Annotated in this window: 10 protein-coding genes; 2 read left to right on the top strand and 8 right to left on the bottom strand. The window is 70.0% G+C overall.

Annotation, left to right across the window (positions count from 1 at the left end):
- Positions 1–26: 26 nt before the first annotated feature.
- The 3 genes from mazG to nudE are packed head-to-tail and all read right to left on the bottom strand — an operon-like array spanning position 27 to position 2,228.
- Positions 27–863: a nucleoside triphosphate pyrophosphohydrolase gene (gene mazG / locus ASD77_RS09880; RefSeq protein WP_055940475.1), complete on the bottom strand. Its 837-nt coding sequence runs from the start codon at positions 861–863 to the stop codon at positions 27–29.
- Positions 847–1,683 (bottom strand): 3'(2'),5'-bisphosphate nucleotidase CysQ, encoded by an 837-nt coding sequence (gene cysQ, locus ASD77_RS09875; protein ID WP_055940472.1) that lies wholly within the window; start codon positions 1,681–1,683, stop codon positions 847–849. Before cysQ ends, mazG begins: the two co-directional genes overlap by 17 nt.
- Positions 1,680–2,228, bottom strand: a complete 549-nt coding sequence (gene nudE, locus ASD77_RS09870; RefSeq protein WP_055940469.1) for an ADP compounds hydrolase NudE — start codon at positions 2,226–2,228, stop codon at positions 1,680–1,682. The genes cysQ and nudE overlap by 4 nt, the downstream gene beginning before the upstream one ends.
- A gap of 74 nt (positions 2,229–2,302) precedes the next feature.
- Between nudE and bioA the strand changes: the two genes are divergently transcribed.
- On the top strand, positions 2,303–3,703 hold the full coding sequence (gene bioA, locus ASD77_RS09865; protein ID WP_055940466.1) for an adenosylmethionine--8-amino-7-oxononanoate transaminase: 1,401 nt from the start codon (positions 2,303–2,305) through the stop codon (positions 3,701–3,703).
- A complete protein-coding gene (locus ASD77_RS09860) occupies positions 3,694–4,425 on the top strand; it encodes a 16S rRNA (uracil(1498)-N(3))-methyltransferase (RefSeq protein ID WP_055940464.1) in 732 nt (243 codons plus the stop codon). Before bioA ends, ASD77_RS09860 begins: the two co-directional genes overlap by 10 nt.
- 131 nt (positions 4,426–4,556) lie before the next feature.
- Here ASD77_RS09860 and ASD77_RS09855 read toward each other — a convergent pair whose 3' ends face one another.
- From ASD77_RS09855 to ASD77_RS09835, 5 genes are all read right to left on the bottom strand, one after another.
- Positions 4,557–5,027, bottom strand: a complete 471-nt coding sequence (locus ASD77_RS09855; protein ID WP_055940462.1) for a chemotaxis protein CheW — start codon at positions 5,025–5,027, stop codon at positions 4,557–4,559.
- A 10-nt stretch (positions 5,028–5,037) separates the two neighbouring features.
- Entirely contained in the window at positions 5,038–6,273 is a 1,236-nt protein-coding gene (locus tag ASD77_RS09850) for a chemotaxis protein CheB (RefSeq protein ID WP_327194187.1), read from the bottom strand.
- On the bottom strand, positions 6,266–12,403 hold the full coding sequence (locus ASD77_RS09845) for an Hpt domain-containing protein (RefSeq protein ID WP_055940456.1): 6,138 nt from the start codon (positions 12,401–12,403) through the stop codon (positions 6,266–6,268). The genes ASD77_RS09850 and ASD77_RS09845 overlap by 8 nt, the downstream gene beginning before the upstream one ends.
- A gap of 90 nt (positions 12,404–12,493) precedes the next feature.
- Positions 12,494–14,530, bottom strand: a complete 2,037-nt coding sequence (locus ASD77_RS09840) for a methyl-accepting chemotaxis protein (protein WP_055940452.1) — start codon at positions 14,528–14,530, stop codon at positions 12,494–12,496.
- Positions 14,531–14,564: 34 nt separating this feature from the next.
- Positions 14,565–15,095, bottom strand: a complete 531-nt coding sequence (locus ASD77_RS09835) for a chemotaxis protein CheW (protein ID WP_055941247.1) — start codon at positions 15,093–15,095, stop codon at positions 14,565–14,567.
- Positions 15,096–15,145: the final 50 nt, after the last annotated feature.

Below are 15,145 nucleotides of genomic sequence, written 5' to 3'. Positions count from 1 at the left end.
CGACGGCGAGGCCGAGAAGGCTGACGCTACATGCCTTCGCCTTGCTTGACGCGCCCCCACAGCGCTTCCTGCTGCGCCAGCGACAGCGCGGACATCGAGGTGCCATCTGCCGCGGCCAGCGCTTCCATCGCACGGAAACGGCGCTCGAACTTCAGGTTGGCCCGGCGCAGCGCGCCGCCCACGTCCACCTTGGCATGCCGCGCCAGATTGGCGGCGACGAACAACAGGTCGCCGATCTCGTCCTCCAGCCGCGCGTCGCGCTCGGGCGACGGCGCAGCGGCGAGTTCCACGCGGACCTCGTCGATCTCCTCGTGCAGCTTGTCGATGACCGGTCCGGTGTCGGGCCAGTCGAAGCCGACCCGTGCCGCGCGCGACTGCAGCTTGATCGCGCGCTGCCACTCGGGCAGCCCGCGGGCGACGCCGGCCAAGGCCGAGGTGTCGTCTTCGCCCGCAGCCTTGCGCTCGGCCGCCTTGATCGCTTCCCAGTTGACGGTCTGCGCGTCGGCATCGGCGACCGAGGCAGCCTGTCCTGAGCCTGTCGAAGGGTCGAACACATGCGGGTGCCGCCGCACCATCTTGTCGCAGATGGCATCGACGACATCACCGAAGGCGAAGGCGCCCTGCTCGCTCGCCATCTGCGCATGGAAGACGACCTGCAGCAGCAGGTCGCCCAGTTCGTCCTTCAGCGCCGGCAGATCGTGGCGGACGATCGCGTCGGCGACCTCGTAGGCCTCCTCCACCGTGTACGGCGCGATGGTGGAGAAATCCTGTTCCAGGTCCCATGGACACCCTCCGTCGGGATCGCGCAGCTTGGCCATGATGGCCAGCAGCCGCGCGATGCCGCCGTCAGGCGCTGCGGGCATGTCCGTTCGCGCCTTCCTGTGCCTGCGCCAGCCAGGTGCGCCACGGCAGCGTCATGTCGCCCAGCGCCACGAAGTCGCCGTTGAGCAGTGTCTCGCGGCGGTTGTAGCGGAACGCGCGGCCATCCGGCGCCAGCAGAGCACCGCCGGCGGCTTCCAGCACGCACTGCGCGGCGGCCGTGTCCCACTCGCTGGTGGGACCGAAGCGCGGGTAGACGTCCAGCGTGCCCTCGGCGATGCGGCAGAACTTCAGCGACGAGCCGAGCGAGACCTCCTCGATCCCGCCCATGCCGTCGAGAAACGCCTGCGTGCGCGCATCGCGATGCGAGCGGCTGGCCGCGACCTTCAGCGTGCCGGTGGCCGGTGCGCGCGTGCGGATCTGCGCATCCACGTCGCCGACGCGGCGGTAGGCATTGCGGCCCTGGCGCGCGTGCCAGGTCTCCCCGGTCACCGGGGCATGGACGACGCCGAAGATGGGTTCGTTCTGTTCGATCAGCGCGATGTTGACGGTGAACTCGCCGTTGCGCTTGATGAACTCGCGGGTGCCGTCCAGCGGGTCCACCAGCCAGTAGGTCGGCCACTGGCTGCGCTCGGCCCACGGGATGTCGGCGGCTTCTTCCGACAGCACCGGCCACTGCGGGGTCAGCCGGCGCAGGCCGTCGGCGATGACCTGATGGGCCGCCATGTCGGCGGCGGTGAGCGGACTGTCGTCGCTCTTGCGTTGCACGTCGAAGGCGTTCTCGTACACCGCCGTGATGGCGAGGCCCGCTTCGCGGGCGATGACGATGACGGCTTCGTGCAGGTCTGCGGTCATCCGACTCATGTCCGCGCGTTCAACCATTCGCGGGCGATGAACAGAGCCGCCAGCGAACGACCTTCCGAAAAATCCTCGCGCAGCATCAGCTGGTCGAGGTCTTGCAACTTCCAGGGCACTACTTCCAACTCCTCGGGTTCATCCCCCGGCAGGCGCTCGGGGTACAGGTCTCTTGCCACCACCAGCCAAGACTGGTGGCTCATGTAGGTGGGTGCCAGGGTCAGGGCGCGCAGCACGTCGAGGCGGCGCGCGCCGAAGCCGGCTTCTTCCTTCAGTTCGCGGTCGGCGGCCTGCTCGGGCGTCTCGCCGGCGTCGATGCGGCCCTTCACCAGGCCCAGTTCGTAACGGTGCATGCCGGCGGCGTACTCGCGCACCAGCAGCACCGTTTCCTCGTCCTGCATCGGCACCACGACCACCGCGCCATGGCCCTGCGAACGCAGCCGGTGGTAGCGACGACGTTCGCCGTTGCTGAACTCCAGGTCCAGTTCTTCGACATGGCGGTCCGGGCCGTCGGCGCGCTGGGTGATGCCATGGATGGTGGGCAGGCGGCTCATGCGGCGGAGCGTCGTCCGCCCGTACCGCGCGGCGCGCGGCGACGGCAGGGGGCAGTGCCCGATATCATGGGGGGATGCGACAACAGGATCATCAAGCGGGAATGCTAGCAGAGGCAGACGACTGGCGTGCCCGCGATCTGTCCGTGCTGTGGCATCCCTGCACGCAGATGCGTGAACACCCGCACACCTTGCCGCTGGTGCCGATCGCCCGTGGCGAGGGTGCGTGGCTCATCGGCCACGACGGCACGCGCTATCTGGATGCAGTCAGCAGCTGGTGGACCAACCTGTTCGGCCATGCGGAACCACGGATCGGCGCCGCCATCGCCGCGCAGGCGCAGTCGCTGGAACAGGTGATGCTGGCCGGCTTCACCCATGCGCCGGCGGTGGAACTGGCCGAGCGGCTGCTGGCGGTGGCGCCGCGGCAGGCGGGGCGTGCGCCGCTGTCCAAGGTGTTCTACGCCGACAACGGCTCGGCGGGCGTGGAAGTGGCGCTGAAGATGGCGTTCCACTGGTTCCACAACCGCGGCGAGCACGCGCGGACGAAGTTCATCGCGCTGGAGAACGGCTACCACGGCGAAACGCTGGGTGCGCTCGCCGTCGGCGACATCCCGCTGTACCGGCGCGTGTACGCACCGCTGCTGACCGAAGCCTTGTTCGCGCCCTCGCCCGACGCCTATCTGGCGCAGCCCGGCGAATCCCCGGCCGACTGCGCCGCGCGCGCCGCCGATGCGCTGGCCGCGCTGCTGGAACGGCATCCGGGCGAGGTCTGCGCGGTGATCGTCGAGCCGCGCGTGCAGTGCGCCGGCGGCATGCGCATGCACCACGCCGACTACCTGACCCGCGTGCGCGAACTGTGCGACGCCAGCGGCGCGTTCCTGATCGCCGACGAGATCGCGGTCGGTTTCGGCCGCACCGGCACGCTGTTCGCCAGCGAGCAGAGCGGCGTGATGCCCGACCTCTTGTGCCTGTCGAAGGGCCTGACCGGTGGCTTCCTGCCGCTGGCAGCGGTGCTGGCCACGCAGGCGCTGTACGACGGCTTCCTGGACGACTCGCGCGAGCGCGCCTTCCTGCATTCGCACAGCTACACCGGCAATCCGCTGGCCTGCGCAGCGGCATTGGCGTCGCTGGACATCTTCCGCGCCGACGATGTGCTGGCGCGCAATCGCGCCACCGCGCGCGCGATGGCGGCGCTCGCCGAGCCGCTGGCCGCGCACCGCCACGTGGCCGACGTGCGCCAGGCCGGCATGATGCTGGCGTTCGAACTGACCCGCGACGGCGACAAGGCCACGCCCTTCCCCGCCACCGCACGCATCGGCCTGAAAGCCTATCGCGCCGCGCTGGCGCGTGGCGTAGTGCTGCGCCCGCTGGGCGACGTGCTGTACTGGATGCCGCCGTACTGCATCGACGACGACGCCCTGCAACGGCTCGCCGACGTCACCCGCCACGCCATTGACGAGGCCACCGCATGCGCCTGACCCGCTGCCATGTTGACGCGCCGCTGGCCGTCGGCGCGTCCCTCGCCCTGCCAGAGACCGCCGCCAACCACCTGGCCCGCGTGTTGCGCCTGCGCGAAGGCGATGCCTGCGTGGTGTTCAACGGTGACGGCCATGATTACGACGCACGCCTCAGCACGATCAGCAAGCGTGAGGTGCGGGCCGAGATCATCGCCGCACGCAGCGTGGACAACGAGTCACCGCTGCACGTCACCCTGCTGCAGGGCGTCGCGCGCGGCGAGAAGATGGACCTGATCCTGCAGAAGGCCACCGAACTGGGCGTGGCGGCGGTCGTCCCGGTGGTGGCCGAGCGCACCGAGGTGAAGCTGGATGCCGAGCGCGCGGAGAAGCGCGCGGCGCACTGGCGTAGCGTCATCGCGTCGGCCTGCGAACAGAGCGGGCGCGCGCGCCTGCCCACGCTGTCGGCACCGGCCGCGCTGGCCGATGCGGCGCGCGCCGTCGGCGCCGACGCGACGAAGCTGACGCTCGATCCGACCGGCGAGGTCTCGCTGGCCACCGTGCAGATCGCCGGCGGTGCGGTGGTGGTGGCGATCGGCCCGGAAGGCGGCTGGTCGCCGCGCGATCGCGACACCCTGTCGGCGGCCGGATTCATCGGGCTGCGGCTGGGTCCACGCATCCTGCGCACCGAGACCGCCGGCCTGGCGGCCATCGCGGCGCTGCAGTCGAGGTTCGGCGACCTGTAGGGAACGAAGCGTCCCGGGATGTCTGTAGGAGCGGCCCATGGCCGCGATGCTTTTCGACCACGCAACCGGCAGAAGCATCGCGGCCATGGGCCGCTCCTACGGGAAACGGGGTTTGCATGGTCGGCGGGCGATCAAGCCGCGCTGGCCAGCGCCTCGTCGATCATCGTTTCGACCACTTCCAGGTCGGGCAGCACGGCGGCTTCGTCGCCCAGCAGCACGCGGACCTTCACCCCGACCGGGAGATCCTCCTCGGTCGCGTCGGCGAGCAGGCCGTCGCGCGGTACCGAGACCAGCCGCGGGAACGACGGCGTGAGCAGCGCGAAGTACGGGCGATCCTTGTCGCCGCTCAGCGCCTTCAGCACGACGATCTTGCTGTTCAGCGCGACCGGGTCGTTGGCGTTGCCGGTCAGGCGACCGAACGCGACCAGCGGCACCGGCCAGCCGTGCCAGTCGATCCGGCCCGGCAGCCAGTCGGGCATGGCGGCGACCGGCTCGACCGGTGCGCGCGTCAGCACTTCGGCGACGGTGGCATTGGGCAGCAGCAGGCGGTATTCGCCCGCCTGGATCAGGACGCCGCGGATTTCGTCATTGGAATGGGCCATCGTGTGTTCCTCAGAACCAGCGGTCGGTCAGGCGCTGCGCGATCTGCGCGGGCGAGCCCAGTTCGGCGCCACGCGCCGTGAGGGCCTTCGGTGCGGCCGGGTCGTAGCAGCCTTCCTGCGACTGGCCCATGACCAGCGCGCCGGCGTTGCCCAGTTCGGCGGCGGCCTCCACCAGCGCCGTGTCGCTGCCGCTGAGCAGCAGCACCGCGCTGTCGGCCGGCGGCAATTGCGGAATGACCGTGTGGATCACCGCGCCGGGGCGGAAACCCACGGTGCCGTCGTCGACGAACGGGACCACGTCGCCGGGCATCACATACACATGCCCCGCCTCGGCGGGCTTGCCGGCTTCGGCCAGCAGCACCGGCATGTGCGCCACGCGCTCCATCTGCCGGACCAGGTTGTCGTAGCGGCCACCATCGAGGCGAAGGTGCACCATCACCGGCTTCGGGAACCCGGTGGGCAAGTCGGCCAGCAACTTGCGCACGGCGTCCGGGCCGCCGATGCCGGCGAACACCAGCACCGCACCCTGCGTTCGCGCGGCGGCTGCCACGCCACCGCCTTCCAGCGGCTCCAGTTCCAGCGACGAGAGATCGAAGCTGGCCTTGGGCGTGGGCAGCGGCGGCGGCTCGGCCACCGGCGGTGCGGCGGGAAGCGGCGGCGGCAGCGACGCCGACTCCGCCTGCTCCGACGCCGACCGCAGCCACGCATCGGCATCGACGACCTGCTCGTCGGCGGCGCGCGGCTGGAAGCCGCCGGTGTAGGCGAAGTCGTCGCTGGGCAGTTCCAGCGCCATGCCCGCCACCGATTCCAGGTAGTCGGACACCTGTTCGCCTGCATGCAGCTGCGCCGGCGTCACCGGCAGGCCGGGTTCCAATTGCAGGCCCACGTCTTCTTCGCGACCGGGCGGCAGCACGTCCTGGTGGCCGTGCAGCTTGGCGGCCAGGTGGCGCGCCCAGCGCTGGGCGTCCCATCCCTGGCGACGCGCGGCCAGGTCGGCCTCGTCGAAGATCACCGCCACCGCGGGATCGTGCAGCACGCTGTCGAAGCGTTCCAGGCTGTCCTCGATGGCCGGCTCCAGCGCCACCAGCACCACCTGCGGCGCGCTGCTGCCGAGGGCATCGGCGTCGAGCGTGTTGGGGTCGTCTTCCAGCACGATCTCGGCGCCGGCCTCATGCAGCGCCACGCGCAGGCGTTCGCGCGCCTCGCCCGGGCGCGCCAGCAGGGCAACGCGTTTGGCTTCACTCACGGACACGGGCGATTCCCAGCAGGTCGTACACGTTGCGCATCAGGTCGAGCTCCTGGTACGGCTTGCCCAGGTAGCGCTGCACGCCGATGTCGAAGGCGCGCTGGCGATGCTTGTCGCCGGTACGCGAGGTGATCATCACGATCGGCACGTCCCTGAAGCGCGGATCGGCCTTCATCGCCGTGGCCAGCTCGTACCCGTCCATGCGCGGCATTTCGATGTCGAGCAGCATCAGGTCGGGCACGCGCTCTTCCAGTTTCTCCAGCGCCTCGACGCCGTCGCGCGCGGCGCTGACTTCGAAGTTGTGGCGCTCCAGCACACGGCTGGTCACCTTGCGCATGGTCAGCGAATCGTCCACCACCATCACCAGCGGCACGCGACGCTGCTCGACCACGGGGGCCTGCTGCGTGGGCTCCTGCGGCTGCGCCAGGTGGCGACGCACCAGGGGTGCGGCGTCCAGGATCACCACCACGCTGCCGTCGCCGGTGATCGTGGCACCGTAGATGCCGGGGATCGAGGCGATCTGCGGACCGACCGGCTTGACCACGATCTCGCGGTTGCCGAGCACCTGGTCGACCGCCACCGCAGCGCGCAGGTCGCCCGAACGCACCAGCAGCAACGGCACCTGAGGCTGGCCTTCGGCCTTGGCGGCGCCCTGCCCGACCAGGTGGCCGAGGTTGTAGAGCGGATAGTCTTCGCCGGCGTAGTGGTAACTGCCCGCACCCGCACTGAAGCGGGCGTGGCTGATGCGGCCGATACCGCTGACCGCCGCCACCGGCACCGCGAACTGGGTTTCGCCGATCTGCACGAACACCGCCTGGCTGACCGCCAGCGTCTGCGGCAGGCGCAGCGTGAAGGTCGCGCCCTTGCCGGGCACCGAGCTGATTTCCAGCGAACCGCCCAGCTGGCGCACTTCGTTGTAGACCACGTCCATGCCCACGCCACGGCCGGCCAGCTGGCTGACCTTGTCGGCGGTACTGAAACCGGGCTCCAGGATCAGGCGGTCCAGCGCGCTGTCGGGCAGCACGGCACCCGGCTGCAGCAGGCCGCGCTGCTCGGCGCGCTTGCGGATGGCATCGCGGTTCAGGCCGGCGCCGTCGTCGGACACCTCCAGCACCATTTCCGAGCCTTCGCGGCGCAGGGCCACGTGCACGGTGCCTTCCTCCGGCTTGCCCGCCTTGCGGCGTTCCTTCGGCGTTTCCAGGCCGTGCGCGACGGAATTGCGCAGCAGATGCTCCAGCGGCGCGGTCATGCGGTCCAGCACGTTGCGGTCCATTTCGCCGTGCGTGCCGGAGAACTGCAGGCTGACCTGCTTGTGCGTCTCGGTCGCCGCCTGGCGCAGCACGCGGCGCAGGCGCGGCACGATGCCCTCGAACGGCAGCATGCGTGCACGCATCAGGCCATCCTGGAGTTCCGAGCTCACGCGCGACTGCTGCTGCAGCAGGCTGTCGTACTGGCGCGCCAGGTCGTCCAGCACGCCCTGCAGGCCGCTGATGTCGGCGGCCGATTCGGCCAGCGCGCGGCTGAGCTGCTGCAGCGTGGAGAAGCGGTCCAGTTCCAGCGGATCGAAGGTCGGATCCTGCTTGTCGTGCTCGCGCTGGTAACGGGCGACGATCTGCGCCTCCGTTTCCAGATCGAGGCGGCGCAGCTGGTCGTGCATGCGGATGTTGGTGCGGTCCAGTTCCGCCATCGCGCCGCGGAACGCGCCCAGCTGCTGTTCGAGGCGGGCACGGTAGATCGCGACTTCGCCGGCGTTGTTGACCAGGCGGTCGAGCAGGTCGGCGCGCACGCGCACCTGTTCCTGCTGGCCGACCGGGAAGAACTCCTCCTCGACCGGCGCCGCAGCGGCGTCGGTGTCGATCGGCGCCGACAGCGGCGCCAGTTCGATCGGTCCGGCAGGCATGTCGGCGGCGACGGGCGCGTCGGGCAGCACGATGCCGCGGGCATGCGCGTTGAACTCGGCGATCATGCCGTCCGGAATGGCGACGGCACGGCGCGCGGTGACGCGGGCCAGCTGCGCGTGCAGCGCATCGAAACCGCGCTCCAGCAACTGGACGGCGCGACGGTCGAGCTCGGTGCGCTGGCCGGCGATCGACTCCAGCATCGATTCGATCGCGTGGCCGAGGTCGCCCACGGCGTGGATGCCCGCCATGCGTGCGCCACCCTTCAGCGTGTGCAGGTCGCGCTGCAGGCTGGTGATGAGCGTGCGGTCTTCCGGCGTTTCGCGCAGCTTGGCGATCAGGTCGTCCGAGTGATCGAGCAGGTCGTTGCCTTCTTCGATGAAGATCTCGACCAGGTCCAGGTCGAGCCCGGTGACGTCGAGCGCGTCTTCCGGCTCCGGCATGTCGGCGGGTGCACTGGTCACGGCAGACTCCTCGACTTCGACGGAGGCAACGGCTTCGACATCCTGCAACGCGGTCTCTTCCGCCTCCGGGGCAACCACGACGTCGGTGGTATCCGCGGCGTCGACGAGCTCGGCCGCTGCCGGCGCAGCCGCATCGACGGCGATGTCGTTGACGAACAACGCAGTATCGACAGTGGCGCCAGCGGTGTCGTCGGATCCGGCGTCGGATCCGGCGTCGGATCCGGCGTCGGCCAGCGATGCGTCATCCGCGGCAACGAGCGTGGTTGCCTCGGCGGTCGGCGCTTCGTCTTCCACCGTTTCCGGCAGCGTTTCGAGGCTGTCCACGGCATCGTGGCCGGCGACCTCGTCCTCGAGCGTGATCTCTTCGATCTCTTCGGCGGTGTCCACGATTTCTGGCTGCGCTTCCGTACCGGTGTCGGTTGCGTCCACGGACACCACCTCGTCCGACGCGGCGATCTCGTCGACCACGGACAGACTTTCTTCGACGACCGACTCGTCAGCGTCTGCCGGCGTCGCGGCGTCGGTCTCGACGAGGAACGCCGGCAGGTCGCCATCGACCACCAGCGCATCGTCCTCGACGAGGGAAACCGCGTCGTCGGTGGCTTGCCCGGCGGCGTCCGCCGCGGAAAGCACGACCGTCTCGTCGGTGGTCGTCGAGACGGCGTCGACATGATCGGCCACGCCGGCGTCGGCCTCGATGTCGGCGATGACGATGTCTTCAGCGGCGGCTTCTTCTGCGGGAGCCAGCGCGTCGGCATCGTGCGCGGCTTCGCCCGATGGGGCGGCAACGCCCGCCTCGGTCGCCGGCGTGCGCGGCGTGATGCGGTAATCGATGTCGTAGAAGGTGACGCTCCGGTCGACCGGCGCCGGCGTTTCCGGCACGGCGGGCGTTTCGGTCGGTGCCACGGTGGCGTCCACGGCACTGGCGGTCTCTTCGACCGCCGACGTCGCGGCATCGGCCGGGCCGGCATCCTGGACGGGAGCGACGGTGTCGAAGCCGCCGGCGCCGTTGGCCGCCTCGGCATCGAGGTAGGCCGACAGATCCATCGCCAACAGCTCGACGTCGGACGGACCGACCGGCGAGGCGATCGGCGTCTGGCCGACATAGGTGCCTTGCCGGGTGTCGTCGACGATCTGCGCACCTTGGCGCAGGTCGGGCAGGCTGTCGCCCAGCGCGCGCAACTGGCCCGCCAATGCGGCGAACACCGGAATACGCGGCGACGGCGCCTGCAGGGCCGCCACGCTGCGGCGGATCGCCTGCGCGGTATCGGCCAGGGCGGCAACGCCTTCCGGCGTGGGCGTTTCGCCCGCGGCCAGCAGCCGCTTGACGTACTGCTCGGCCGGCGAAGTGACGTGGGTGATTTCCGGCACGTCGGCCATCGCCAGCGCGCCGTTCATCGTGTGGATGGCGCGCAGCAGTTCCTCGGTGACCGGCGTGGCCTCCACCTGTGCCTTCTGCAACCAGTGGTCGACCGTGTCGAGGTGGTTGTCGACCTCGGCTTCCAGGATCTCGCGCAGTACTGCATCAACGGAGGCGGGCGTGCCTTCGGTTTCCGGCTCGAACACGGCCGGCGCATCGTCGAAGGAGGCCGGCGCGACGGAGGCGGGCTCGGCGAAGTCGGCCTCTTCGTCCAGCACCACCGGCTCGGCGCTGTAGTACGCGTCCTCGCCTGCGGCCAGGCGATCGGCGACGTCCTGCAGGCCGGCGAGGTCGGCGGTGACGCTGCCCTGGCCTCGCAATGCGGCGTTGAGCTGCGGCAGCGTCTCGCAGGCCTGCTCCAGCAGGACCTCCACGGCGTGGCTGGGCGCGCGCGTGCGGTCGAGCACGCGGTTGAGCATGTTCTCGACCTTCCAGCTGAACTCGCCGAGCGTCTTGGCGCCGACCAGGCGGCCGCTGCCCTTCAGCGTGTGGAAGACGCGGCGGATCGGCCGCAGGCGTTCCAGGTCTTCGGTATTGCTGCGCCATGCCGGCAGCAGCTGCCGCAGGTTGACGATTTCCTCGTCGAACTCCTCGAGGAACACCTCGCGGATGTCGTCGTCGATGTCGGTGCTGTCGCCATCGAAGCCACCCATGACGGTCGACGGTACGGCCGCGGCGGCAGCGGCGATCTCGTGTCGCAGGTCGGGCAGCGCGTCGGTTTCGGTCGCCACCACCGGCGCAGGCGCTTCCGCGACGGCGGCTTCGACCGGCATGTCGACCGGCGTGCTGTGGACCGGCGCGATATCGCCGGCCTCGACCGGCGGCTCAGGCGCGCGCGTCTGCGCCTCGAACGGCACCGGCGCTTCGCCGCCATCGGCTTCCTCGAAGCCGACCGGATCGAACGGATTGGCGCCGCCCGGTGCCGAGACGGACGGTGCGGCATCGAGGGGCTCGAGCGAGAGCGCACCGAACGACACCGGTGCGGGTGCAGCGGCCTCGACGTCGGGTTGCGGTGCGGCGGGCGCTTCGACAACCGGGGTCGGCGTCGGCGTGACGACGGGCGCCTCGACAACGGGCGCTTCCGCGGCTGCGGTGGCTTCGGCCGGCAGCGGCCAGTAGCGCAACGTCTCCAGGCTGCCGCGGGTGATCTCGAGGATGTCCTCGCGATTGGGACGCCGCTCGCGCAGCGCCTCCAGGTAGTACTCCAGGCTGGCCATCGCGTCGGCCAGCGTGTCCAGTTGCTGGCCGCCGGGCACGCGCTTCTTGCCGATCAGCTCGCCGCTGACGTAGCGCTTCACGCCGACCACGTAGTCGCCGGCCTGGCCGAGTTCGAGCATGCGCAGGGCGCCGGCCACTTCGTCCAGCAGGCGCGGGACGTCCGCCAGTTCGGCGTGGTCCCAGTTGGTTTCGATGAAGGCGACGAAGCGCTCGCGTGCGCCGGCGAAGTTGATGATGGCTTCCTGCGCCAGCACCTCGACCGTGCGCTGCGACTCGGCCGCGCTCGGGTCCGGCGCGGCGTCGCCGCCGCTGCCCAGCCGCGCGACCTGGTCGTCCAGCGACGCATCGACGTACAGCAGCGCGCCGGCGATATCCAGCAGGGTGCCCTCATCGGCCGGCCGCGTGCCGGCCACCACTTCGCGCAGCGTGTCGCGCTGCTGCATCACCACGTCGCGCGCCACGCCCAGGCCCATCATGCCGAGGGTATCGGCGACGTTGCCCAGTTCGGTGACCTGCGACTCCAGTTCGTGCGCATCGCTGCCGGTCCGCAGGTGCAGGTCCAGCGCGTCCTTCACCCGCAGCAGTTCTTCCTTGACCGCGTTGCCGACGGTGTCGAGCAGTTCGCGGTTGCGGCCGCTGAGGCTGCTGCGCGCATGGTCGATCTCGGCCTCGCTCGGCGTCGCTTCCTCGCGGCTGCCGGGCGGGAACAGCATGCTTTCGTTGAGGCCCGACGCACCGCGCGCCGCGCGGATTTCGTTGAGCAGCGGCAGCAGCACGATCGGGATGTCGCGATGGCCTTCCTGCAGCCGCTCCAGGTAATCCGGCAGCAGCACCGCACCGCGCATCAGCGTGGCGCAGGCTTCGTCGCGGTCGCCCGCGCCGCCGTCCTGCAGGGCCTTGGCCAGCAGTTCCAGTTCTTCGGCCACCATCGCCGGCGCATACAGTTCCACCATGCGCAGCGTGCCCTGCACCTGGTGCAGGTAGCCGGCGCAGAAGCGCATGCGGCTGGTGTCGGCGGGCGCCTCGACGAAGGCCTCGATTTCCTGGCGGACCAGGCGCAGCGTTTCGTCCAGTTCGGGCTTCACCCAGCCGAGCACGGCGTGGCTCATGGCTTCGCGCAGCGCACTCATGGGCGTGCTCCCGCGGCGACGGCGGAACCGTCAGCCTCGCGCTGCAGGCGGGCGGGATGGCGTAGGAAGTTCATGCAGTGCGTCCCGTCCTCAGCCCGGCAGCTTGAAGTCGGCGACCGAGCGGCGCAGGTCCGCGGCCAACTGCGCAAGGTGGCCGATGGACTCGGCGGTCTGCCCGGCACCCAACGAGGTCTGCGAGGTGATCTGGCGGATCACGCCCATCGTCTGGGTGATGTCCAGGGCGGCCGACGACTGCTGCTGCGCGGCACTGGAGATGCCCTTGATGAGGTTGTTCAGGTCGTTCGACACGCGCTCGATCTCGCCCAGCGCGGTACCTGCGTCCTCGGCCAGTCGCGCACCGGACACCACTTCGGCGGTGGTCTGCTCCATCGAGCTGACCGCTTCGTTGGTGTCGGCCTGGATGGTCTGCACCAGCGATTCGATGCGGCGCGTCGCGCCCGAGGTGCGCTCGGCGAGGCGCTGCACTTCGTCGGCCACGACCGCGAAACCGCGGCCCGCTTCACCGGCCGAAGCCGCCTGCACGGCCGCGTTGAGCGCCAGGATGTTGGTCTGTTCGGAAATGTCGTTGATCAGTTCCACCACCGAGCCGATTTCCTGCGAGGACTCGCCCAGGCGCTTGATGCGCTTGGAGGTTTCCTGGATCTGGTCGCGGATCTGGTCCATGCCGCGGATCGTCTCGCGCACCACGCCGGCGCCCTCGGTGGCGATCTGCACCGAGCGCTGCGCCACTTCGGCCGACTCGGTGGAGTTCTTCGACACCTGGTCGATGCTGGTCGCGATTTCGCTGATGCGGTCGGAGGCGGTGGTGATCTGGTCGGCCTGGTGGCCGGCGGCTTCCGCCAGTTGCAGTGCGGTAGCCTGGGTTTCCTGGGTCGACGCCGCCACCTGCACCGAGGTGTCGTTGATGGTGGTCACCAGGTTGCGCAGTTCGTCCACGGCGTAGTTGATGGCGTCCGCGATGGCGCCGGTCATGTCCTCGGTCACCGAGGCCTTCACCGTCAGGTCGCCCTCACCCAGCGAGCTGATTTCGTCCAGCAGCCGCATGATCGCCTGCTGGTTGCGGCTGTTGTATTCCACCTGCGTCTGGTAGCGCATTTCCTGCTCGCGCTGGCGGGTGCGGTACAGCGACCACAACAGGCCGATGATCGACACCAGCGCCGCGATGCCCGAGGCGATGCCGAGCCAGAAGTTGGGGAACAGGCGCGTGTCGCGCACCGAACCGAAGGCCGAGAACGCCTGGAACAGGTTGGTGCTGTCCTGGAGCATCTGGCCCGAGCCGTTGGTCAGCGCGGCGGCGGCCGACTGCGCGGCGAACAGGTTGCGCGAGCTTGCCAGGATCGCGTCCAGGTCCTTCTTCATCGCGGTCCACAGGGTCTGCGAATTCTGCAGCGCGGACAGGGCGGCGGCGTTGCGGACCGGGGCGATGCCCAGGTCCGGGTTGCCGTCGCGCAGGCCGTCCAGCACCTGGCCGAACAGCACGGCGTCGCGGCCCAGCGCGTCGCCGGCGGTGGCTGCGCCCGGGCCACCGGCACGGATTTCGGTCACGCGGCGGGCCATGGTGCCGGCCAGCACGACCTGCTGCAGCGCGCTGTAGATCTGCGAGGACGGCGCGCCGCTGGCGGACATGGCGCGCACCACTTCGTTGAGCTGCGCCTGCAGGTTGGGCACCTGGGTGGCGAAGCGGTCGGCGTTGCCGGCCAGGGCCAGCACGGCCGATTCGGACGCGACGATCTGGTCGGCGTTCTTGCCCAGCGGCGCCCAGGTGGCGCTCAGCTTGGCCAGCGGACCGGAGATGGCGCCTTCGTTGCCGAAGCGGCTCTGCAGGTCGGATACGGTGGACTCGACCGACCGCTTGGTCTCCTTGAACGCCTTGAAGGCCTCGGCGTTGCCGGCGACCGCCTCCCGGCCCTGGTTGGTCAGCTGCTGCGACAGCACGCGCATGTCGGATGCGCCGGTGCTGGCGCCGGACAGGCGGCTGCCCTGGTAGGTGGCCACGCCGGTGTTGGCACCAAAGACCAGCACCGACAGCGCCAGCAGCAGCAACCAGAAGTTGTTGCCGAAACTGCCGACCTTGCCGGCGCTAGGAGAATCCGTCGCAGTGCTCATCGTTCAACCCCTGGATAGTGCTTGTCGTGCGCGCTCAGAGCGCGGTCTGGCGGAATTCGGGCGTGCGCGCAAGCAACCCCAGCGCAAAGACGCCCCACCGCTGATCGTCGCTGGCGAAAGCGCGATCGATGAAATGTCCGTAGCGGCCGTCCGCCAGATCCCCCGGCTCGACCTGCTGCGACTGGTGGAAGCTGCGCTGGCCGTACAGTTCGTCGATGGTCAGCGCGACATCGCCACCGGCCTGGCGCATGACCAGCACGCGCTGGCCTTCGTGCAGCACGGTGCGCTCGCCTTCGAGGAACTGCTTCAGGTCCACCACCGGAAACAGGTTGCCGCGCAGGTTGCCGATGCCCAGCAGCCACGGGTGCGCCCCCGGCACCGGCGTCACGGGCGGCATCTGCACGATTTCCACAACTTCCCCGAAGTTGGAGATCAGCCGGCGCTTGCCCACGCGGTAACCCACGCCGCGGTACTGGTCCTGCGCGATCTCGCGCGCCGGCTGCAGCACGGCATGCGCCAGACTGCGCCGCTCGTATTCGGCCAGCGTATCGAACGGTGTGCGGATCATCGCCCGCCCCCTGTGCCTTCAGTGCGAATGGTCGCCATGGCGCCAGC

This window comes from Pseudoxanthomonas sp. Root65 (genome assembly GCF_001427635.1).
Lineage (GTDB): Bacteria > Pseudomonadota > Gammaproteobacteria > Xanthomonadales > Xanthomonadaceae > Pseudoxanthomonas_A.
Note: the sequence above shows the minus strand (reverse complement) of the source record. Positions and strands in the feature narration are given on the sequence as shown.